This is a genomic window from Gilliamella sp. wkB108, from assembly GCF_001690195.1.
GTDB classification, from domain to species: domain Bacteria; phylum Pseudomonadota; class Gammaproteobacteria; order Enterobacterales; family Orbaceae; genus Gilliamella; species Gilliamella apicola_L.
In genome coordinates this window covers 1-21351 of record NZ_LZGM01000024.1, presented here as the reverse complement: position 1 = coordinate 21351, position 21351 = coordinate 1, and the positions used below count along the sequence as shown (strand labels likewise).

Below are 21351 nucleotides of genomic sequence, written 5' to 3'. Positions count from 1 at the left end.
AATAGGTTATCAGTTTAAAATTAATGATTAAATTTAACTATAAATAATTCAATAGATTAATTTGGTTATGTATTGATATCAGTTTGTATATTATCCACCCAATATGGCATTGGAATGGATAATAAATAAAAACAGAAAATTATTCAATAATAACGCGATCTGTTGAGGTTGATTGTTTAATTTCACCTAATAGCCAAGCGGTTTCACCATGATTATTGAGTAATGTAATCGCTTTACTTGCTAAGGATTTAGGTAACGCAATAATTAGCCCTACACCACAATTGAAAGTTCGGTACATTTCATGACGACTGACATTACCTGCTTGTTGTAACCAGTTAAATATCGCAGGCCATTGCCAACTTGCTTCATCAATAATAGCTTGTGTATTATCTGGTAGTACTCGCGGAATGTTTTCCCAAAAACCTCCACCGGTAATATGCGCTATGGCATGAACTTCAATTTGTGATATTAAATTGAGTACTGATTTGACATAGATTTTTGTTGGTGCAAGTAAATGATCGGCAAGTGATTTACCATCAAGCTGCTCAATGGCTGGATTTACACCACTTACTTCAATAATTTTGCGTACTAACGAATAACCATTTGAATGAGCGCCACTGGATGCTAAAGCGATTAATGCATCACCATTTTGCACTTTACTTCCGTCTATCATTGCAGACTTTTCAACGACGCCTACACAAAATCCAGCTAGATCGTAATCATTACCATGATACATGCCCGGCATTTCGGCAGTTTCACCTCCAACTAATGCACAACCCGATTGTTTACAACCTTCGGCGATTCCGGTGACAACAGTCGTTGCAACATCGACGTTAAGTTTGCCGGTTGCGTAATAATCAAGGAAGAATAGAGGTTCAGCACCTTGCACAATGAGATCATTAACACACATTGCCACCAAATCAATCCCAATTGATTCATGGCGATGCAAATCCATAGCAAGGCGAAGTTTAGTTCCTACACCGTCGGTACCAGAGACTAAAATCGGCTCTTTATATTTTTGTGGTATAGCACATAATGCACCAAACCCACCAAGACCACCCATAACTTCGGGTCTTTTGGTCTCTTTTACTACTGATTTAATGCGATTAACAAGTTCATTACCGGCATCAATATCGACACCAGCATCTTTATAACTGAGGGAGTTTTGGTTTGACACAGGGGGGGATCCTTACAATAAAAAAGATGCTGGTTATTTTAGCAAGGTTAAAATTTTTTGCGATGAATTATTTGTAAAATAACCAATAAATTAAAGTCATCAATTATTTTCAAACCAGCTTTCCAAAATAATGATTGCCGAGGTAGCGTCTACATGACCTTTTTCAAGTGCGCGATAACCTCGTGAAGCAAAAATATGAGATTTAGCTTCAACTGTCGATAATCGTTCGTCTTGTAACTGAACTTGATAACCAAACATACCATGTAATCGATTGGCAAATTTACGCGCTCGGACGGTCAGTGGCTGTTCTGTTCCGTCCATATTTAACGGTAAACCAACTACTAATAAATCTGGTTTCCATTCATTTAGTACTTTTTCAATTGCTTGCCAATTTGGAATGCCATCTCGTGCTTTAAATGAACAAAGTGGATTGGCTGTTTTGGTAATATCCTGACCAATAGCAGCACCAATGCTAGCTGTACCATAATCAAATGCAATAATTGTTGCCATGAATTATGCATTACCCATCTGGTGTGAAATATTGTTAATATTAATGCCCAGTGATTCAGCGGCTTTCCGCCAACGATCTTCTATCGCGACTTCAAATATAATTCGGGGATCAGCCTCTGTTACCAGCCAATCATTATGTGCAACTTCAGCTTCAAGTTGAAGTGATTGCCAGCTTGAATAACCTAACGCCAGAAACATATCTTTAGGTTGTTCAGGTGTTCCGATTGCTTTGAGCAGATCGAGGGATGTGGTTATCATCACGTCGTCCGAAATATTTATGCTAGATGAAAAGCCTGCTTGTGGAGTATGTAGAATAAATCCTTGTTCTTCCGCAAGTGGTCCTCCAGCAAAAACGGGATGTTCAAGTTCAGCACAATTTTTGGTCGCAGTGATTTCCAAACGAGCTAAAACAGCGGCAACATTAAGTTCAAAAATAGGTTTATTGATGACGATACCCATAGCACCATCACGATTATGTTCACAAATATAGACAACCGAACGACTAAAAATTGCATCGTTCATAGTTGGCATAGCAATAATAAAATGATTTTTTAAATTCATATGTTTACAGTTTTATATTTGACGACTTTTATTGATTATAATGCACATTTACCGATTTTAACTTTATGTTCTACATTACAGCGCATTAATAATTCATGTTCATTAGTTTCTTCATTGATTGATTCCGAAACAATGTCAAAATGTTGAGCAAGGTAAAAATCAATGGCAGAAGTATTTTTTTTATATACCTGAACAAGTAATTCATCATGCCGTTGTTTTGCCTTTTCAACAAGTGCTTTACCGGTTCCTTGGCGACGGAAATTTTGGTCAACAAAGAGTCCTGAAATGTAATTTTCAGTTAGACCGATAAAGCCTTTTACACCATCAAGATCTTGTACATATACCGTTGACATAGGTATGAGCATTTTAACCATTTCATAATTTTGTTTGAAATATTGAGGATCAATAAAACTATGCGCTTGTTCATTACCTTGTAACCATATTTCCATGATCTTATCGAGATCTTTAGCTTGATATTCTCTAATCATTGTTTTTACTCTATTTGTTAATTCGACGTTCAATCGCATCCATTAACATACCTGTAATGGATAGTTCTGGGTTTTGTGCTTCAATTTCACGAACACAGGTTGGACTGGTGACATTAATTTCAGTCAATTTATCACCAATAATATCTAAACCTACAAATAATAGACCCTTTTGTTTCAGGGTAGGAGCAATACTTCTGGCGATGTTCCAATCACTTTCACTTAGAGGCCTAACTTCACCATGACCACCAGCGGCAAGATTTCCTCGAGTTTCTCCTTTTGGCGGTATCCTTGCTAAACAATAAGGTACGGGTTCACCGTCCACCACTAAAACGCGTTTGTCACCCTCTTTTATTGCAGGGATGAAATTTTGTGCCATGCAATATCGGGTGTTATGTTCGGTTAACGTTTCTATAATAACTGAAACATTAGGATCATCTTGTTTAATTCGGAAAATAGATGATCCACCCATACCATCAAGTGGTTTTAAGATAATATCACCATGTTCTTGATAAAAGGCTTTAATCTGTTGCGTTTGGCGAGTGACTAGTGTGTCCGGTGTAAATTTTGCAAACCAAGCAGTGAAAAGTTTTTCGTTACAATCACGTAAACTTTGTGGTTTATTTACTACGAGAACACCACTAGCTTCCGCACGTTCCAAAATATAGGTTGCATAAATATATTCGGTATCAAATGGCGGATCTTTACGCATCAATATTGCATCAAGTTCACAAAGAGGAAGGGTTTGTTCATCCGCCAAATCAAACCAATGGGTTTGGTCTTGGTGAACCGTTAAAGTACGCGTAGTTGCATAAGCTTGGCCATTACGTAAGAAAAGATCATTCATCTCCATATAAAAGAGTTGATAACCACGTTTTTGTGCTTCAAGTAGCATAGCAAAACTTGTGTCTTTTTTTATTTTGATATGATTAATCGGATCCATAACAATACCAAGTTTGATCATGGTAACTCCTTACTGACTTTTATATGGTTATATTGAAATACGTGTAGACAAGTTGTATATCCTATACCTGCTTTTGTATTTTGTCTGATATCTTTTGACAGGTAGTGGTTTAATTCACTATTAAATGATGCTGGCACTATCATACTCGTTACTGGTTAAGATGCAAAGCAAACATTGCTTAACAAATGATTTTAATTACACTAGCCTAAATCTCCAAAACGAAGTTGTAGTGCGGTTAATGCCGTAAGGGCTGCTGTTTCGGTGCGTAACACTCGTGGACCTAATAGTATATCGGTAAAATCATAGTTACTGGTCATATTGATTTCATCTTCGGACAATCCACCCTCTGGCCCCACCAATAAACTAATATTATGATGAGTGGTGGACAGCTGATTGATACCATGCCTCGCTTTAGGGTGTAAATTAAGTTTTAAGCTGTCTGTTAAATTAGCACACCAGTTTTCTAACTTAGTTACTGGATTGATAATTGGAATGACATTTCGCCCACACTGTTCACATGCTGAAATGACGATTTTTTGCCATTGCTGCACCTTTTTATCAAGCCTTGTCTCATCAAGTTTGACGCCACACCGTTCAGAGAGTAGTGGCGTGATATTTGTCACACCTAATTCTACTGATTTTTGAATAGTAAATTCCATTTTTTCGCCTCGTGAAATCACTTGACCTAAATGAATATTTAAAGGTGATTCACGGTTGTCGAATATTGTGGTAGACGTTTTTACTATGACGCTTTTTTTATCGATTTGCTGTATTACAGCTGGTGTGATTTGATTCGTACCATTGAATAAGATAATCTGTTCACCAACTTTCATGCGTAGCACACGAATTAGGTGATTAAAGGCATTATCATCTAATGTGATCAGACTGTTTTGATTAATGGTAAAAGGTTGAAAAATTCGAGTCATAGTAGCTACTTTTGTACATAAATTGAAATAAATTATAGCGTAATTTATCCAGATTCGGTAATCTCTAGTTAATACAAATAATAGTTTGGAATAATATATGAAAAAAGCGAGCAAAGACAGAGTATTGATTGAAGGATTGACTGTTTTAACGACAATTGGCGTTTATGATTGGGAAAAGACGATAAAACAAAAGTTGATTGTTGATCTTGAAATGGCATGGGATAATCAGCCCGCCGGTAGTAGTGATGATGTATCGCTTTGTTTGGATTATTTTTTAGTAAGCCAAGCCATAACCACATTTATTGAAAATAGCCAATTTGAATTAATTGAAAGTGTCGCAGAGCAAGTTGCTGAACTTATTATTCAACAATTTTCGGTCGATTGGCTTAAAGTTAAAGTGTCAAAACCAAGCGCGATTGTTAATGCAAGTAATGTAGCAGTTGTGATAGAACGAAGTAAGGTTTGATAAAAAATGGAAGTTTGCAAAGATGACTAAAAATAAAAAGGATTTGATCCCTACCAAAACGCAACAAATTACCAAAAAATTTGAAAGTTATGAACCGAGTAAATTTCAATTTCGTGATATTTTTCGTTGGTATTTTTCCCGAAAAATACTTCCCCCAAAAGCTGGTTATGACTCATTTAAACAAACTTGGTTTGATAAAATTGATTTAACATTACCAGACGATAGAGTTTGGTGGATAGGTCATGCAACCACCTTAATTCGATTAGCGGATAAATTTATATTAACTGATCCTGTATTTTCTAAACGTGTATCTCCTACACAGTGGTTTGGACCTAAACGTCGAACACCGCCAGCTTTAGAGATAGATCAACTACCACAAATTGATTTTATTGTCATTTCGCATAATCATTATGATCACCTCGATTACCAGAGTATATGTAAGTTAGTTGCTCGTTTTCCTCAGCTGTTGGTTGTTGTTCCTTTAGGTTTAAAAGCAACGTTATCAAAATGGGGAGTAAAGCGGGTTATTGAGTTAGATTGGTGGGATTGTACGACTCATGAAGGCATTACCTTTTCAGCAGTACCCGCTAAGCATTGGAGTAAACGTGGTATATTTGATGAAAATAAATCGTTGTGGTGTGGTTGGGTGATCCAATCAGCTGGCAATAGTCAAACTACTGGAAAGACAATTTATTTTATGGGTGATACCGGCTATAGTCCTCGTTTGCAGGAGATTGGTGAACGTTTCTCTATTGATTTGGCATTGATTCCTATAGGTGCCTATGCACCTCGTTGGTTTATGCACTCACAACACATCGATCCAAAGCAAGCAGTACAATTGTATGATGAATTACACTGCCAGTCCGCGATTGCAATTCATTGGGGCGTATTTGAATTAGCTGATGAGCCAATAGATGAGCCACCCGAATTATTAAATGAATTAAAAGGAGAACGTAGTTTTCACCTGTTAAAAATAGGTCATTCTCTAGCTATCAATCACTTGCAGAATGGATTAAAATAGATATTATTTAGATTATATTGAAAATTTATTTGATCCTGTATTGAAAAAAGGAGAACAATCATGAAAATGATGATGATTGCATTAGCATGCATTACACTTGGTTTAGGTTTAAGTGGCTGTGGCGGTAAAAATGACGAAGGAAAAGAGTATCGTTGGTCAAAAGCACATGGTGTATTAGAAGGGTGTCAAGGAGTGATGAGTAATTCACAACAATGTGAAAAAAATATGAATAATCAGCAGTATATGATTCAAATTGACAGGAATTAGCGATGAGTACTTGGCTCATTTATGCGTTACTTTCAGCTATTTCTGCAGCCTTTGTGGCAATTTTAGGAAAAATAGGGTTACAGCAATTAGATGCCAATACCGCAACAGCAATTCGCGCCATTGTCATGGCCATTTTTTTAGTAGGCGTAGTGGTCGTACAAGGTAAATTGAATTTAATCAATTCTTTTTTAAATGATAAAAAAGCATTATTTATTATTGCCCTAAGTGGTATTGCGGGGGCAATGTCTTGGCTTTTTTATTTTATGGCCATTAAAGAGGGCAAAGTATCACAAGTCGCCCCTATTGATAAACTCAGTGTAGTTTTTGCAGTAGTATTTGCAGCTATCTTATTTGGTGAAAAGATCTCTTTCCTTTCAGGAATTGGTGTGGTAATGATAGCTGCTGGTGCGGTGCTAGTCGCACTATTTTAATAGTGCGTTAAACGGTTCAACCGTAACCAGTTCCCCTTTTTTAATGTCACCTCGATGTTGTTCTAACACGATAAAACAGTTGGCATAATTAAATGATTGCGTAATATGCGATCCTTGTTTGCCCGTGGTTGCTACTTCAAGTTCTCCATTAATATCAGTTTGCAGTATACCTCGCTGAAAATCTAACCGACCAATGCTTTTCTTTAACGGCGTTGCCGTTTTAACTTTGAAAGATAACGGTATTAAAGTGGCTTGGTTATGTGTTGAAAGTGCTAAAATTAAAGGTTGAACGAGTTGATAAAATGTGACTAATGTTGAAACCGGATTACCGGGTAAACCACAAAATAGCGCATGGCCGATTTTCCCAAATGCAAACGGTTTACCTGGTTTCATTGCGATTTTCCAAAAATTGATCTCACCAAGCTCTTCCAAGGCTGTTTTAGTATAATCAGCATCTCCGACAGAAACCCCGCCACTAGTTATGATTAAATCAGCTTGTGAAGCGGCAGTTTCAAGTGCTTGTTTGATTTTCATTGGGTCATCAGGGATAATACCTAAATCAATAATTTCACAATTAAGTTGTGTTAACAATAATATTAATGTAAAACGATTACTGTCATAAATTGCGCCACTATTGGCTATTGGTTGACCAATAGGTGTTAATTCATTTCCGGTTGAAAAGAGGGCGACGCGCAATTTTTTAAATACAACCAGCTCGCTAATTCCTAGTGTTGCAAGTGTCGATAAGGTTGGTATAGTTAGCTGTTTTCCTTGTGGAAACACAACTGAATCTTTTTTAACATCTTCACCTACACGACGAATATTATTCCCCATTTTGATATCATTCAAAAAAAGTATTCCTGCTGGGGTTTTTTCAGTCTCTTCTTGCATAACAACCGCATCAGCTTCAGCAGGGACAGGCGCACCAGTCATAATTCGTAAACACGTACCATTTGGCCAGTTAAGGTCGGAAATATCATCACCAGCCAAAACAGTTCCTGCTTGAGGTAACACTTTAGAAGTTGGAATATCAGATAATCTAACTGCATAACCATCCATAGCTGAATTATTAAAACCAGGAACATTGATTGGTGAAATAATAGGTTCAGCAGAGATCCGTTTAAGCGCATCATGTAAGGAAACTTTTTCACGCGCTAGTGGTTTTGCGGTTAATGCTTCTTGAAGTATTTTCTGTTTTGCTTGCTCAAAAGTCAGTAACATAGAATATTCTTTCCTTATTGTTATCAATCCATTAATAATTAAGTGTCAAGAAGTTTCAGGTCAACTATATGTTTTAGTATAAATAAACGAAAGTTTGAATCCTTTCGTTGATAGTTAAAATTATGATCGACATTAATAACGCCACCTAAGCTGGTGGCGTAAAGATAGCCAGTTTACTGCTATACATTAAAACTGCTATACATTAAATAAGAAGTTCATAATGTCGCCATCTTGAACAACATAGTCTTTACCTTCTGAACGCATTTTACCTGCTTCTTTGGCTCCTTGCTCACCGCCATATTTAATAAAATCATCAAAAGCAATAGTTTGCGCTCGGATAAATCCTTTCTCAAAATCCGTATGAATTTTTCCAGCAGCTTGCGGTGCGGTATCACCCACTGAAATTGTCCAAGCTCGGACTTCTTTAACGCCTGCTGTAAAATATGTTTGAAGATTAAGCAAGCTATAACCGGCGCGAATTACCCGGTTTAATCCCGGTTCAGTTAAACCTAAATCTTGCATAAACTCATCACGATCATTATCGTCAAGTTCAGCTAATTCAGCTTCGATTGCAGCACAAACCGGCACAACAACCGATTTTTCTTGTTCGGCAATCGCTTTGACTTTATCCAGATAAGGGTTATTTTCAAAACCATCTTCGTTAACATTAGCGATATACATGGTTGGTTTTAAGGTTAAAAAGCTAAGATATTTAATGGCTTCTAATTCTTCTTTACTTAGATCCAATAACAATAGTTTTTTACCTTGTTCTAAATGAGGTAAACACTTTTCGAGGATCTCTAATTCAAATTTTGCCTCTTTGTCTCCACCTTTAGCTTTTTTCTGCACACGATTGATAGCGCGTTCACAAGCCTCAAGATCTGCTAATGCCAGTTCAGTATTAATAATTTCGATATCTTCCGCAGGATCGATTTTACCTGCCACATGAATGATATTTTCATTTTCAAAACAGCGGACAACATGACCGATCGCTTCAGTTTCGCGGATGTTGGCTAAAAATTGATTGCCAAGACCTTCTCCTTTCGATGCGCCTTTTACTAATCCAGCAATATCGACAAACTCCATTGTTGTAGGCAAAATGCGTTGTGGTTTGACAATTTCAGCAAGCTGATCTAAACGTGGATCTGGCATTGGTACAACGCCAGTATTTGGTTCAATTGTACAAAACGGAAAGTTAGCTGCCTCAATGCCTGCTTTAGTTAGCGCGTTAAAAAGCGTAGACTTCCCAACATTTGGTAGTCCGACGATCCCACATTTAAATCCCATATTGTTTGTTACCTTTTCTAATTAAAATATCTTAAAAATAAGGAGTAATTATATACTAAATCGCAATGTTTGTGCCAATGTTCTTACTCTGTTTTCGTTTTGTATTAATAAAGTGATCATATTGACCAATTTAATGTTGAAATTAAGGTAAAAAATAATCTGAATATAGTCTGAATAATGAAATTGACTCTTTCTTTAATTCTCCATGGATAATCCCAATTGGTATAGGAGGTTTTTTTTAAGTCCATAAATTTCAGCAGTTATTGCTGCTGCTTTTTTTAATGGTAACTCTTTTAGTAATAATTTAAGGGTATTAAGTGCATTGGGATCGATATCACTATCATTTTTAGTATGCCCTTCAACAATCAGAACAAATTCTCCTTTTTGTCTGTTTGGATCCTCTTTGAGCCATGTTATAAGTTCATTCACTCGATAGCTAACAATCGTTTCCCAAGTTTTAGTTAATTCTTTAGCCAGTACAATTTGTTTATCGCTGCCGAAGATTGTCTGCATATCATTGAGTGTATCTAATAAACGGTGAGTTGATTCATAAAAAATCATTGTGCGAGTTTCGTCGATTAACTTTGAGAGGCAATCTTGACGGGCTTTACTTTTAGCAGGTAAAAAACCTTCATAACTAAATTTATCGGAAGGTAAACCAGCAACCGATAACGCCGTGATTGCAGCACAAGCACCGGGAATTGGTATTACTTTGATTTGATTTTCTCGACACGCTTTAACTAAATGGAATCCGGGATCGTTAATTAATGGTGTTCCTGCATCTGAAATTAAAGCAATTGATTGTCCTGATTTGAGTTTTTCGATTAAGAGTTGAGATTTTTCTTGCTCATTATGATCATGTAAAGCAAAGAGTTTAGCTTTAATACCAAGATGTTGTAAAAGTAGACCACTATAGCGAGTGTCTTCTGCGGCAATAAGATCAACAGTTTTTAGTGTCTCAATAGCTCTAAGTGTGATGTCATCTAAATTTCCGATTGGTGTGGCAACGATATATAGGCTCATTATTTTTAAATCACATTAAAATTTCATAGAATATACTATACGAACTAGTATTTTATTGTATATACTCATCACATTCAAAATAAATCCTATTAACTAGTGTTAATAAGACAGTAATAATCGTTTTAAAATGTAATTTTTCTGTCCTTTTTATTTTATTGTAACCCCAATGAGTGTATATTTATGCTCAATGTGTTTTTTAAGGTATAATGGACACAATTATACTGATTATTAATGATAATTTGCACTGAGAACACGCTATTTTCAGTGCTTTTAATTGGTTTAAAAAACTGAAATTAATATAATGCCTTTATCTTTTAAAAGCGATAAAATGTGCATTTAGGGACAATGTTTACTAATTAAAGGTGTTGCTTTGAAAAAAATTTTAACATTAAGTTGTTTAAGTTTGATGATAGTTGCATGTACTCAAACTGACTCGGCTGAGATTGAAGATATCTCTGATTCTTCTGGTGGTTCAAGAACATCAGCTTATACTCGACCGCCTTCAAATATTTCAACAGGTGGAATGAATAATACTTCATCAACGACTTATTCCACCCCATCGACAGGATCGTCAACGGTTAGTAGCACTAACAATAATGGAACGGTTACGACTAACGAACGTATTGTTTATAATCGTAACTATGAAGATATTCCAAAAGGCGGGTATAAAGGTGACACTTATACTGTTAAGCGAGGCGACACACTATTTTATATTGCTTGGGTAACAGGTAATGATTACCGTTCATTAGCAGCGAAAAATAATATTAAAGAACCTTTCGCCGTAAATGTTGGTCAAGTATTAGATGTAAGTGGTGGAACAGTGGTTGTGACACAAAAAACAACCACCAGTCATAGTTCAACTGCCAAAAATGCAACAGATTCAAGTTCAACAGCCCACACGAATACTAAACCAGTTATGACGACCACCACAACGACTACCACCACGTTGGAAGGTAAAAATCAAGCGTCAAAAACTACTGAAACCACAGAAACAGTAATCACTGATCCGGGTCAGATTGATAATACACCTCGTACCAATTCTGCTAATATATCGTGGCATTGGCCAGCTAAAGGTAAGATTATTGAAAAATTCTCTAGTGCAAGTAAAGGTATCGATATTTCAGGATCATTAGGTGATAAAGTAATGGCTGCCGCTGATGGTCGGGTGGTGTATTCTGGTAACGCTTTGCCGGGTTATGGTAATTTAATTATTGTAAAACATAATGATGACTACTTAACCGCTTATGCACATAACCAATCTATTTTAGTAAAAGAGCAACAATCTGTACGCGCAGGTGAACAAATCGCAACTATGGGAGCGACAGGTACTTCATCAGTAAGATTACATTTTGAAATTCGTTATAAAGCGCAATCAGTAGATCCATTAAAATACTTATCAAATTAATGTGTGTTTTGAGCGACTCAAGTTCGCTCAAAATAACGGACTTGCACGAACTTAACGTGTATTCCTATATTTACAAAATATAAAAAACCGTTTTTATTCTACGTAACAAAGGAGTTATATTCATGGCAGTAAAAAAATTAGTTCTTATTCGACACGGAGAAAGTGTTTGGAATCAAGAAAATCGTTTTTGTGGTTGGACTGATGTTGATTTATCTGACAAAGGTAATAAAGAAGCAGCTGAAGCAGGTCAATTACTAAAACAAGAAGGTTTTCAATTTGATTTTGCTTACACATCCGTTTTAAAACGTGCTATTCACACCTTATGGCATGTTTTAGATGCGGTTGATCAAGCATGGTTACCGGTTGAAAAATGCTGGAAATTAAATGAACGTCATTATGGCGCATTACAAGGTTTAAATAAAGCAGAAACAGCTGCTAAATATGGCGATGAACAAGTTAAATTATGGCGTCGTGGTTTTGCTATTACTCCTCCAGCTTTAGAAAAATCTGATGAACGTTTCCCTGGACATGATTCACGTTATAGTAAATTACCTGAATCAGAGCTGCCAGTAACTGAAAGTTTAGCTTTAACCATTAAACGTGTTCTTCCTTATTGGGAATCCTCTATTGCGCCTCGTGTTGCCAAAGGTGAACGAGTTATTATTGCTGCTCATGGTAATTCACTTCGTGCATTAGTTAAACATTTAGATAATATTAGTGATGATGATATTATCGAACTTAATATTCCAACAGGTGTACCTTTGGTATATGAATTTGATGATAATATGAAAGTAATCAAACACTATTATTTAGGTAATGCTGAAGAAATCGCAGCAAAACAAGCCGCAGTTGCAAATCAAGGTAAAGCTAAATAATTACCGTTTGACCTTTACAAAAAAGGTAGGTTATTTATTAACTTACCTTTTTTATTATCTAATTTTTTTGAGAGTTTTATTTTGTCTAAAATATATTTTATCTATGCAGTAATGAATGCTGGGAAATCTACTGAGCTATTGCAAATCGACCACAACTATTTAAGTAATAATTTGCCAACGCTATTACTTAAATCCTCGTTCGATACTCGTTTTTCCGATGTTGAAATTACTTCACGATTAGGATTACGCAAAAAGGCGATGTTATTAGATGATGACAGTGTTGATGCGATCATTGAACATATCAAACAAAGTAATTATGCTTGCGTACTTATTGATGAAACGCACTTTTTAACCAAAAACACAATATTGAAATTATCCGATGCTTGTGATGAATATGGTGTACCTATGATGTTTTTTGGTTTAAAAACAGATTATATGGGACATCTGTTTGAAGGCTCTAAAACTTTATTAGAGATTGCTGATAATTTCAGAGAACTTAAAACCGTCTGTTGGTGTGGTAGGAAAGCCACAATGAACCTATTAGAAGGTCAAGATGGACAAATTGTTAAATCTGGTAATTCTTTCCGTCTGGGTGATAGCGAGTTTCACTCAGTTTGTCGTAAACATTGGAAGGAAGGGAAGATCAAAGCCGATTGATAAAATACTAATCACTCAACAATTAATAAATGAAACTCAGTAACCTTCATAAGGTAGTTCACACTTTGATAAAAAGTGTGAATGAGTTCGCAAATTTGATATTTTCTTTTTGTTTATTCGTAACTTTTTATGCCATATTAGCTGAAGCGATTCAGGTTTTCATTTCACTAACTAAAAAGGGTTCTATATGAAAAGTAAAATTGTTCCATTAGCTGTAGCATTAAGTTTGACTTCATTTGCTGCCAGTGCAAAAGAGTTTGTATTAATCGATAATGAAAAAGGGATTGCTAAAGGGGACTGGTCTATCTCAAGCAAAGACTTAGGGATAAAAAGTGAAAAATTTACTATTCAAAATACTGTTCTTAAAGGTGGTAAACAAGAAGGTAGTGAACTGTTGACCATTACCAGCGATAATTTGACAATCAAATTAAGTCCAACCCGTGGTTTAGGCATTTTATCTGTAATGGGTGACGGTATTCGTATGGGGTGGGATTCACCAGTCAATGAAGTGGTTAACCCGCGATATATCAATTTAGAAAGTCGCGGAGGAATTGGTTGGTTAGACGGTTTTAATGAAATGATGGTTCGTTGCGGTTTCGAGTGGACAGGGCATGCCGTGCAAGCCGACGGAATGATGTACACTTTGCATGGTCGAGCTGAAAATACACCTGTATCTAAACTAATTGTTGATGTGTTAGATAAAGCTCCTTACACCATTACCATAAAAGGCTTAATTAAAGAGAACACATTCAAAAAAAGTAACTTAGAAACTTGGGTTTCTTTAAGCTATGTTCCGGGAACAAAAGATTTTACTATCCATGATGTCCTTACCAATAAGAGTGATTATACCCGCGATTATCAAATTATTTATCATAGCAATTTCGGTACGCCAATTCTTGAAGAAGGTGCAAAATTTGTCGCACCGGTTAAAGAGATCTCTCCTTTTAATGATTACGCTATAAATGGGTTAGATGATTGGCGAACCTATTTAGGTCCAACTAAGAATTTTGATGAAATGGTTTTTAATGTCTATCCTTACGCGGATGAAAACGGTAAAACACAAGTTATGGTAGCTAATAAAACGGGTGATAAAGGTGCAGGTATTGCTTTTGATACCAAGCAATTACCGGTATTGTCATTATGGAAAAATACAGATACCTTAAAACAAGGTTATGTAACTGGATTAGAGCCAGGAACAAGTTTTGCTTATCCTGTTACCATAGAACGTGAACAAAAACGCGTACGTCAATTAGCGCCGGGACAAAGTACTGAATTTACTCTAACTTATAGTTTACTGTCAGGTAAAGACGCAGTAGCAGAGTATGCAAATAAAATCAAAACCATACAAGGTGAACAAGAAACTAAAGTTGTCAATCAACCAATGGCGAAAGAGTAAATTTGCTCAATTACTACCAACTTAGCGGTTGGTAGTAGAAAACGAGTTTTAAAGTTCTTTTGTACTTTTTTATATGAAGTTTAATAAAAATTGCTTATTTATAACAAGCAAATAGTACATAGCATCAATTTTGATTTTGCTAAATAAATTGAACTTTGAATTCAGCACCATTTTTATACTTAAACATATAGCTAACCTGAAACATCTTTACAAACGACAAAATGGAATAATCTGCTTTTAGTCCCAATAAGCGGTTATCGGATCGATCAATTTAAATAGTTAAACGATTAAAATGCCAAATTTTGGTTAACTCAGATCTTAAAAAGCAAGTTAATCCCGAATACCTTGTTTATGTTTAATCACATTTTTGCTGTGCTAAACTACATTTGCGCTACCAATTTATTAATAACTTTATTAATTAAATAGGTTATCTTTTATCAACTCACTCTCAATTCGCTATCATAATTTGATACTCGCTTGAAAGGTCATACTGATATGAGTATTATTGGTAACAAAATTAGCTAATGCAGTTTAAGTGATAATTGCTCTATACTAGATAAAACAACACAGTAACCATGTGCCAAAACATCAAGCAGTAAGATCACTATGCAACTAAAGACAATTTAAGCTAATTTTAGATCAAATGGTAAGTAAGAAAAACCTTCTCATCACAACAATTTTTTGTTAATTAAGGTTATTTTGATTGGCGGATTTAAGATAAGTAATAACATTTCAATTGGCTATTATATTGATTAATTGAGTTAATTTAATCACTATAACTCTAACGATTAAAACAGTGTTATATAGGCTTGTTTTAAATAACATAATGAAACATGCTTTTGCCGGATTTTGATAAACAATAGGAACTAACATGACAGTAAGACGCATAGTGATTGGTATCAGTGGAGCAACGGGCTTTGCTTATGGCTTAAAGGCATTAGAACTTTTGCAACCCCTAGATATTGAAACTCATCTTGTTATTTCCCAAGCAGCTCAGATAACTAAAGCGTATGAACAACCTAAAGTCAGCTTAGTACAAATCGAATCATTAGCGGACAAAGTTCATTCTATTAAAGATATTGGTGCATCAATCGCGAGCGGGTCATTTAAAACAATGGGAATGCTGGTAGCGCCTTGCTCTATGCGATCTTTGGCAGCTATAGCCAATAGTTTATCCGATAATCTTTTGACTCGGGCTGCCGATGTAGTATTAAAAGAGCGACGCCGATTGGTCTTAATGGTAAGAGAAACACCTTTAAATTTAGCCCATATTAAAAATATGGAAGCAGTAACGTTAATGGGCGGCGTTATTTTACCGCCGGTTCCTGCTTTATACCAACATATTGAAACCATTGATGATATGATAACTCATAGTGTAGCAAGGGCATTGGATCTGTTTGATATTGATATACCTTCCTTACCTCGTTGGGGAGAAGATATGCATTTACACCAAAAATAAGCAAACTACCAATCCGACAAACTATGCAACCCAATCACAAAATGATTAAATTCATTAAAGAGCAACATGTACTTTCCCTGAGTGTTTTATCGCAAAATAATCAACCTTGGGCATGCAATGCTTTTTATGTTTTTGATGAAGAATTACTCTGTTTCTATATACTTTCCGAATTAAAGACTGAACATGCAAAAGCGATGATAATTAACCCAAAAGTTGCCGGCACTATTTGCATCACACCCAAAACGATAGCACAAATTCAAGGGATCCAATTTCAAGCCATTGCAACACTTCTAACCAATAGCAAAGCAGATCATGCTTATAAATATTATTATCAAGCATTTCCCTTTGCCAGAGTCATCAAAGCACCGATTTGGTCGTTACAGTTACAACAACTTAAAATGACCAACAATTTATTAGGATTTGCCCATAAAACACATTGGGTGCGTGAAGAGTGTTAAATGACAAAATCTTGGTATCTTATTAGAAAAGCTATTTTAGTCATCATAAATATTAGCACGAGGTTCTTTGTAAACAGTCACTATCTATTGCGTCCGAATAAATAGACGGAATGATAGAAACTCACTTGCTAAGTAACCTCAACACAACTGCACAAAATATTTGATAATTCGATCATCTGATGTTAATTCTGGGTGGAAAGAGCAAACAAGGATATTGTCTTTCTGCGCCATAACACAATGATGATTAACAAAAGCTAATGGCTTAACTTGACTACCAACTTTAGTTATATAAGGTGCGCGAATAAAAACTGCAGGAATTTGTTGACCAATTGTTTCAATATCTAATACTGTTTCAAAACTAGCAATTTGTCGTCCAAAACCATTACGCTCTACCTCAATATCAATGAGTTTAAGCTGTTCAACTTCATTATGTGTGGTTGTTTTACCACACAATACTAATCCAGCACATGTACCAAAGATCCCTTTACCTTGTTTAGCAAATTGAATAATTGGATCAAAAAGATGATTTTGCCTGATTAAACGACTAATCGCCGTTGATTCACCACCGGGAATAATTAAGCCCGCTAATTCATCAAGTTGCTCAGCTTTTTTAACTGCAATAGCTTGTACATTCTCAATATGTTGTAGTACTGAAAGATGTTCACTTATTGCACCTTGTAAGTTTAGGACACCAATTTTTTTTAAAGCGGCAAGTTTGGTTAACTGTGTCATTACCAACCTCTTTCTTGCATTCTTTCTGACTCAGTAAGCTTGTTAATTTCAATTCCTTTCATTGCTTGACCAAGTCCTTTAGATAATTCTGCTAAGCGTGGATAATCATCAAAATAAGTGGTTGCTTGGACAATTGCTTTTGCAAACTTTTCTGGTTGTTGCGATTTAAAGATCCCCGAACCAACGAACACTCCGTCGGCACCAAGTTGCATCATAAGCGCAGCATCAGCAGGGGTTGCAACGCCCCCAGCAGCAAAATTAACTACCGGTAATTTACCCAATTGTTTAACTTGTAAAACTAATTCATAAGGTGCGCCGATCTCCCTAGCCAAAGTCATCAATTCATCTTTTGATTTACTCACTACAAGACGGATTTGTTCATTGACTTTTCGCATATGACGAACTGCTTCAACAATATTGCCTGTACCCGGTTCCCCTTTGGTTCGAAGCATTGAAGCTCCTTCACCAATGCGACGTAAAGCTTCACCCAAATCACGGCAACCACACACAAAAGGGACGATAAATTCATCTTTAAGCAAATGATACTGTTCATCCGCCGGGGTTAGGACTTCACTTTCATCAATATAATCAACGCCCATTGCTTCTAAAATACGTGCTTCAACGATATGTCCAATACGCGCTTTAGCCATAACAGGAATGGTTACCGCTTGCATAACTTGTTCGACGATTGTTGGATCTGCCATTCTGGCTACGCCACCAGCTGTACGAATATCAGACGGGACTCGCTCTAACGCCATTACTGCTACAGCACCAGCTTGCTCAGCAATCTTAGCTTGTTCCGCATTAACCACGTCCATAATGACGCCGCCTTTTTGCATTTGTGCCATACCTCGTTTAACAGTTTGGGTTCCTGTTACTTGATTCATTTTTTTACTCCTGATTGAAATAGTGATACTGAAATTGAGTGATCACTATTATTCAGAAATAAATTGCACTGATAAACAGCCAATTGGACTATAATAAAACCATCCAATTTACTTGAATGTAAAGATGTTTCAGGTTAGCTATATGTTTGAGTATAAAAAAGCAGTAATTTTATGAAATAAGCAGAAATTAATACCATTTAAGGGTTTGCCGTTTATCTAATTATCTATGCCGAATGGAATACTAAATAACACATGAGGTATTATTTTAAGCTAACGCTTTTTTAGTTAGTTGAATGTAAAAATGTTTCAGGTTAGCTATATGTTTGAGTATAAAAAGTAGTAATTTTATGAAATAAGCAGAAATTAATACCATTTAAGGGTTTGCCGTTTACTTAATTATCTATACCGAATGGAATACTAAATAACACATGAGGTATTATTTTAAGCTAACGCTTTTTAGTTAGTTGGATGTAAAAATGTTTTAGGTTAGCTATATGTTTGAGTATAAAAAGTAGTAATTTTATGAAATAAGCAGAAATTAATACCATTTAAGGGTTTGCCGTTTACCTAATTATCTATGCCTAATGGAATACTGAATAACACATGAGCTATTATTTTAAGCTAACCGTTTTTTAGAATGGTAACAAACAACGCTTTATATATTGCTTATTTGTCCATTCAATTTCAATCCCTTGATAGCTAACGAATTGGACTATAAAACATCACCCAATTTGGCTGGTTGTAAAGAAGTTTCAGGTTAACTATATGTTTTAGTATATAAAGAGCAGGAAATATGTGGAATAGGCAAAAATTAATACCATTTGGCGGTTCGTTGTTTACACAATTATCGTCCCTAATTGAACAATATATTGAGCAAGGGGTCTTGATTTCCGGTGAACGATTACCGTCTGAGCGTGATTTAGCCAAAAATTTGCAGATGAATCGCTCAACGGTTGTGCATGCGTTAGATATTCTAACAGAACGGGGCTTATTAGTTCGCCGGCAAGGTAGTGGAACGTTTGTTAATGATCAGAAGTGGGGCGTTCAAGCCTGTTCTACCATCAATTGGCGTTTACCTGCCCATTTTTATCAAAACAAAAAATCCTTTTATCAACAAAAGGTTGAACAGATTCGACTACAACAACATATCGTTTGCGATTTAGCTAATGGTGATTTACCAACCAAAATGATACCAAAACTTCTGCTACCAGATATCTCATCCCATGAACTAATTATGCATGAAAAGAATAGTGATAAATTACAATTAGGCTTACCGTCACTTAAACAGCAAATTGCCCAGTCTATGCAAACATGGTTTGGCATGACAATTGATCCCGATGAAATTCTTATAACTTCAGGTACCCAACAGTCATTATTTCTTATTAGTCAAGGGCTACTCAAACCCGGCGATGCTATAGGGATTGAATCTCCGTCCTACTTTTACTCGCTTCCACTTTTCCAAGCAGCGGGTTTACGTCTTTACGGCATTGAGTGTGACAATCAAGGGATAAAAATTGAGAGTTTACAAAATGCCGTATCACAACATAACATCAAATGGTTATTTTTAAATCCAATTTTTCAAAATCCAACGGGATTTGTGATGAGTGACGAACGAAAGCAAGCGGTATTAGCTTTTTGTCGATCGCATTGTATCGGTATGGTTGAAGATGATGCATATAGCGGTTTAGCGTTTAGCGATAATTTGCCCTTATCACCGATTAAAAAGTTTGATCGAGATAACCAAGTGATCTATCTAGGATCACTTTCTAAATATATTGGACGTAATATCCGTATCGGTTGGATGATTGCTCCTCGTGAAATTATTCAAAATTTGGCGGAAATTCGTCAACATATCGATTCAGGTTTAAGCATTTTACCTCAGTTGTTAGCCCAAGAATATTTGAAAAATCATCAACTCACCCATCAAAAATTTCTGCGTGAGAAGTTACAAATAAAAGCCAACCAACTTATCAATTGGCTCGACAATTATTTTTCCGGGGCAGTAACTTATCAAAAGCCCTTAGGGGGTTTTCATCTTTATGTTCATTTACCTGTGACAACACTACAGCAAGAAACAGTACTTTTAAACCAACTTTTATCAAATGGTATTATTGTGGCTCAAGGCACTGATTTTGGCGATAAACGAGGTACAATCCGATTAAGTTATGGACATTTCAATGTGGATTTGATCGCATAACCGTAATTAAAATCGCTATTTTCTATTCGAGATGATTACTATTACTTGTGATCTAAAAATACGTAGACTCAATTGAAATAGTCATTGGATGACTTATAAAACTAATATAATTAGCCAATTATTGTAATTAGTCACGTTGAAGTATTTAAAGGTTGAGTTTAAGTCTATGATAACTAATCATATGATTTAAATAGATTTTAGGAGGTGCTTCATATCTAAGATAGGTTAAATACTAAGGTGTTAAGTCGACACAATCACTTACCATGCATTGCAGGTTTCTTGTAATGAACATCGTCAATGCTTATAATTGAAAAACAGTTCAATATTTAATCAGGAGGCGATTTTTTGCATCTTTCAACAAGAGCGTTTCATTATTTAGGAATTGTCGCGACTATAGCTTCATTAGGGATGTATGTCTCTTATATTCCACAAATTATCGATAATCTACAGGGATTTAAATCAAATCCGACACAACCATTAGCAGCTGCAATTAATTGTTCTCTTTGGGTCAGTTATGGCCTTTTACGTGAAAAAAAGGATTGGCCAATCGCTATTGCCAATTCTCCCGGTGTTATTTTTGGATTAATAGCATTTTTTACCGCTTTATAATTTAATTAACGTTATTTTAGCTATAAAGGGGTAGAATTAACTCCCCCTTATAGTTAATCATTCTTACTTATCGCTATAATTATTTAAATCTTCCAATACTGTTTTACGGTTATATTTTGGCGTGAAATTTCAAAAGAATAAAATAACCACAAAGGGAGTTTAATATTTAATCTTGTGATAATTATGTTAATAATCAAATTGATAGAAAGTTATCAACAGGTTTGTTAAATAGTTATCAAATAATGCAGTGAATAATTTATTTTATTCATCATCACAACATTACCGATTGAGATGAGCATTTCCTCCATTGTAATAGCGCTAATATCATATTATAGTG

General features: G+C 35.6%; 23 protein-coding genes. 12 read left to right on the top strand and 11 right to left on the bottom strand.

What is annotated here, in order from left to right; all coding sequences use genetic code 11:
• Positions 1 to 139 precede the first annotated feature (139 nt).
• The 6 genes from purM to rsmE form a co-directional block, all read right to left on the bottom strand.
• Positions 140 to 1177 carry a phosphoribosylformylglycinamidine cyclo-ligase gene (gene purM, locus A9G11_RS03340; protein ID WP_065618121.1) on the bottom strand — a complete coding sequence of 346 codons (1038 nt, stop codon included), beginning with the start codon at positions 1175 to 1177 and terminating at the stop codon, positions 140 to 142.
• A gap of 99 nt (positions 1178 to 1276) precedes the next feature.
• Positions 1277 to 1687 (bottom strand): Holliday junction resolvase RuvX, encoded by a 411-nt coding sequence (gene ruvX, locus A9G11_RS03335; RefSeq protein ID WP_065618120.1) that lies wholly within the window; start codon positions 1685 to 1687, stop codon positions 1277 to 1279.
• Positions 1688 to 1690: 3 nt separating this feature from the next.
• Positions 1691 to 2248: a YqgE/AlgH family protein gene (locus A9G11_RS03330; protein WP_065618119.1), complete on the bottom strand. Its 558-nt coding sequence runs from the start codon at positions 2246 to 2248 to the stop codon at positions 1691 to 1693.
• A 35-nt stretch (positions 2249 to 2283) separates the two neighbouring features.
• Positions 2284 to 2736 carry a GNAT family N-acetyltransferase gene (locus A9G11_RS03325; RefSeq protein ID WP_065618118.1) on the bottom strand — a complete coding sequence of 151 codons (453 nt, stop codon included), beginning with the start codon at positions 2734 to 2736 and terminating at the stop codon, positions 2284 to 2286.
• Between the two features lie 10 nt (positions 2737 to 2746).
• On the bottom strand, positions 2747 to 3697 hold the full coding sequence (gshB, locus tag A9G11_RS03320; RefSeq protein WP_065618117.1) for a glutathione synthase: 951 nt from the start codon (positions 3695 to 3697) through the stop codon (positions 2747 to 2749).
• A gap of 200 nt (positions 3698 to 3897) precedes the next feature.
• On the bottom strand, positions 3898 to 4623 hold the full coding sequence (gene rsmE, locus A9G11_RS03315; RefSeq protein ID WP_065618116.1) for a 16S rRNA (uracil(1498)-N(3))-methyltransferase: 726 nt from the start codon (positions 4621 to 4623) through the stop codon (positions 3898 to 3900).
• A 97-nt stretch (positions 4624 to 4720) separates the two neighbouring features.
• On the opposite strand from rsmE, the gene folB reads away from it, so the two are divergent.
• From folB to A9G11_RS03295, 4 genes are read left to right on the top strand one after another with little or no spacing between them, the layout of a single operon-like run.
• Positions 4721 to 5089 carry a dihydroneopterin aldolase gene (gene folB / locus A9G11_RS03310; RefSeq protein WP_065618115.1) on the top strand — a complete coding sequence of 123 codons (369 nt, stop codon included), beginning with the start codon at positions 4721 to 4723 and terminating at the stop codon, positions 5087 to 5089.
• A 22-nt stretch (positions 5090 to 5111) separates the two neighbouring features.
• Positions 5112 to 6110, top strand: a complete 999-nt coding sequence (locus A9G11_RS03305) for an MBL fold metallo-hydrolase (RefSeq protein WP_065618114.1) — start codon at positions 5112 to 5114, stop codon at positions 6108 to 6110.
• A gap of 60 nt (positions 6111 to 6170) precedes the next feature.
• The gene (locus A9G11_RS03300; protein WP_065618113.1) at positions 6171 to 6377 is read left to right on the top strand and encodes a hypothetical protein; all 207 of its coding nucleotides are present in this window, start codon (positions 6171 to 6173) and stop codon (positions 6375 to 6377) included.
• Positions 6378 to 6379: 2 nt separating this feature from the next.
• Positions 6380 to 6808, top strand: a complete 429-nt coding sequence (locus tag A9G11_RS03295; RefSeq protein ID WP_065618112.1) for an EamA family transporter — start codon at positions 6380 to 6382, stop codon at positions 6806 to 6808.
• Here A9G11_RS03295 and moeA read toward each other — a convergent pair.
• The 3 genes from moeA to rsmI form a co-directional block, all read right to left on the bottom strand.
• Complete coding sequence (gene moeA / locus A9G11_RS03290; protein ID WP_065618111.1) at positions 6800 to 8029, bottom strand: molybdopterin molybdotransferase MoeA; 1230 nt, start codon at positions 8027 to 8029, stop codon at positions 6800 to 6802. The two genes, A9G11_RS03295 and moeA, sit on opposite strands and share 9 nt — an antisense overlap.
• A 195-nt stretch (positions 8030 to 8224) precedes the next feature.
• The gene (gene ychF / locus A9G11_RS03285) at positions 8225 to 9316 is read right to left on the bottom strand and encodes a redox-regulated ATPase YchF (RefSeq protein WP_065618110.1); all 1092 of its coding nucleotides are present in this window, start codon (positions 9314 to 9316) and stop codon (positions 8225 to 8227) included.
• Positions 9317 to 9511: 195 nt separating this feature from the next.
• Complete coding sequence (rsmI, locus tag A9G11_RS03280) at positions 9512 to 10339, bottom strand: 16S rRNA (cytidine(1402)-2'-O)-methyltransferase (RefSeq protein WP_065618109.1); 828 nt, start codon at positions 10337 to 10339, stop codon at positions 9512 to 9514.
• A 406-nt stretch (positions 10340 to 10745) separates the two neighbouring features.
• Between rsmI and nlpD the strand changes: the two genes are divergently transcribed.
• From nlpD to A9G11_RS03250, 6 genes are all read left to right on the top strand, one after another.
• The gene (gene nlpD / locus A9G11_RS03275; protein WP_081298399.1) at positions 10746 to 11744 is read left to right on the top strand and encodes a murein hydrolase activator NlpD; all 999 of its coding nucleotides are present in this window, start codon (positions 10746 to 10748) and stop codon (positions 11742 to 11744) included.
• A 122-nt stretch (positions 11745 to 11866) separates the two neighbouring features.
• Positions 11867 to 12619 (top strand): 2,3-diphosphoglycerate-dependent phosphoglycerate mutase, encoded by a 753-nt coding sequence (gpmA, locus tag A9G11_RS03270; protein ID WP_065618107.1) that lies wholly within the window; start codon positions 11867 to 11869, stop codon positions 12617 to 12619.
• An 81-nt stretch (positions 12620 to 12700) separates the two neighbouring features.
• Entirely contained in the window at positions 12701 to 13276 is a 576-nt protein-coding gene (locus tag A9G11_RS03265; protein WP_065618106.1) for a thymidine kinase, read from the top strand.
• Between the two features lie 187 nt (positions 13277 to 13463).
• Positions 13464 to 14672, top strand: coding sequence for an aldose 1-epimerase family protein (locus tag A9G11_RS03260; RefSeq protein WP_065618105.1), 1209 nt, complete (start codon positions 13464 to 13466; stop codon positions 14670 to 14672).
• Positions 14673 to 15543: 871 nt separating this feature from the next.
• Positions 15544 to 16131, top strand: a complete 588-nt coding sequence (locus tag A9G11_RS03255; protein WP_065618104.1) for a UbiX family flavin prenyltransferase — start codon at positions 15544 to 15546, stop codon at positions 16129 to 16131.
• 41 nt (positions 16132 to 16172) lie between these two features.
• Complete coding sequence (locus A9G11_RS03250) at positions 16173 to 16589, top strand: hypothetical protein (protein ID WP_141674336.1); 417 nt, start codon at positions 16173 to 16175, stop codon at positions 16587 to 16589.
• A 138-nt stretch (positions 16590 to 16727) separates the two neighbouring features.
• Here the strand turns inward: A9G11_RS03250 and pdxT are convergent, their stop codons facing one another.
• Both pdxT and pdxS read right to left on the bottom strand, forming a co-directional pair.
• Complete coding sequence (pdxT, locus tag A9G11_RS03245; protein WP_065618102.1) at positions 16728 to 17321, bottom strand: pyridoxal 5'-phosphate synthase glutaminase subunit PdxT; 594 nt, start codon at positions 17319 to 17321, stop codon at positions 16728 to 16730.
• Positions 17321 to 18208: a pyridoxal 5'-phosphate synthase lyase subunit PdxS gene (gene pdxS / locus A9G11_RS03240; RefSeq protein ID WP_065618101.1), complete on the bottom strand. Its 888-nt coding sequence runs from the start codon at positions 18206 to 18208 to the stop codon at positions 17321 to 17323. The genes pdxT and pdxS overlap by 1 nt, the downstream gene beginning before the upstream one ends.
• Positions 18209 to 19001: 793 nt before the next feature.
• On the opposite strand from pdxS, the gene A9G11_RS03235 reads away from it, so the two are divergent.
• Both A9G11_RS03235 and A9G11_RS03230 read left to right on the top strand, forming a co-directional pair.
• On the top strand, positions 19002 to 20405 hold the full coding sequence (locus A9G11_RS03235; protein WP_065618100.1) for an aminotransferase-like domain-containing protein: 1404 nt from the start codon (positions 19002 to 19004) through the stop codon (positions 20403 to 20405).
• A 345-nt stretch (positions 20406 to 20750) separates the two neighbouring features.
• Positions 20751 to 21014, top strand: a complete 264-nt coding sequence (locus tag A9G11_RS03230; protein ID WP_081298390.1) for a SemiSWEET family transporter — start codon at positions 20751 to 20753, stop codon at positions 21012 to 21014.
• The last annotated feature ends 337 nt before the right edge of the window (positions 21015 to 21351 follow it).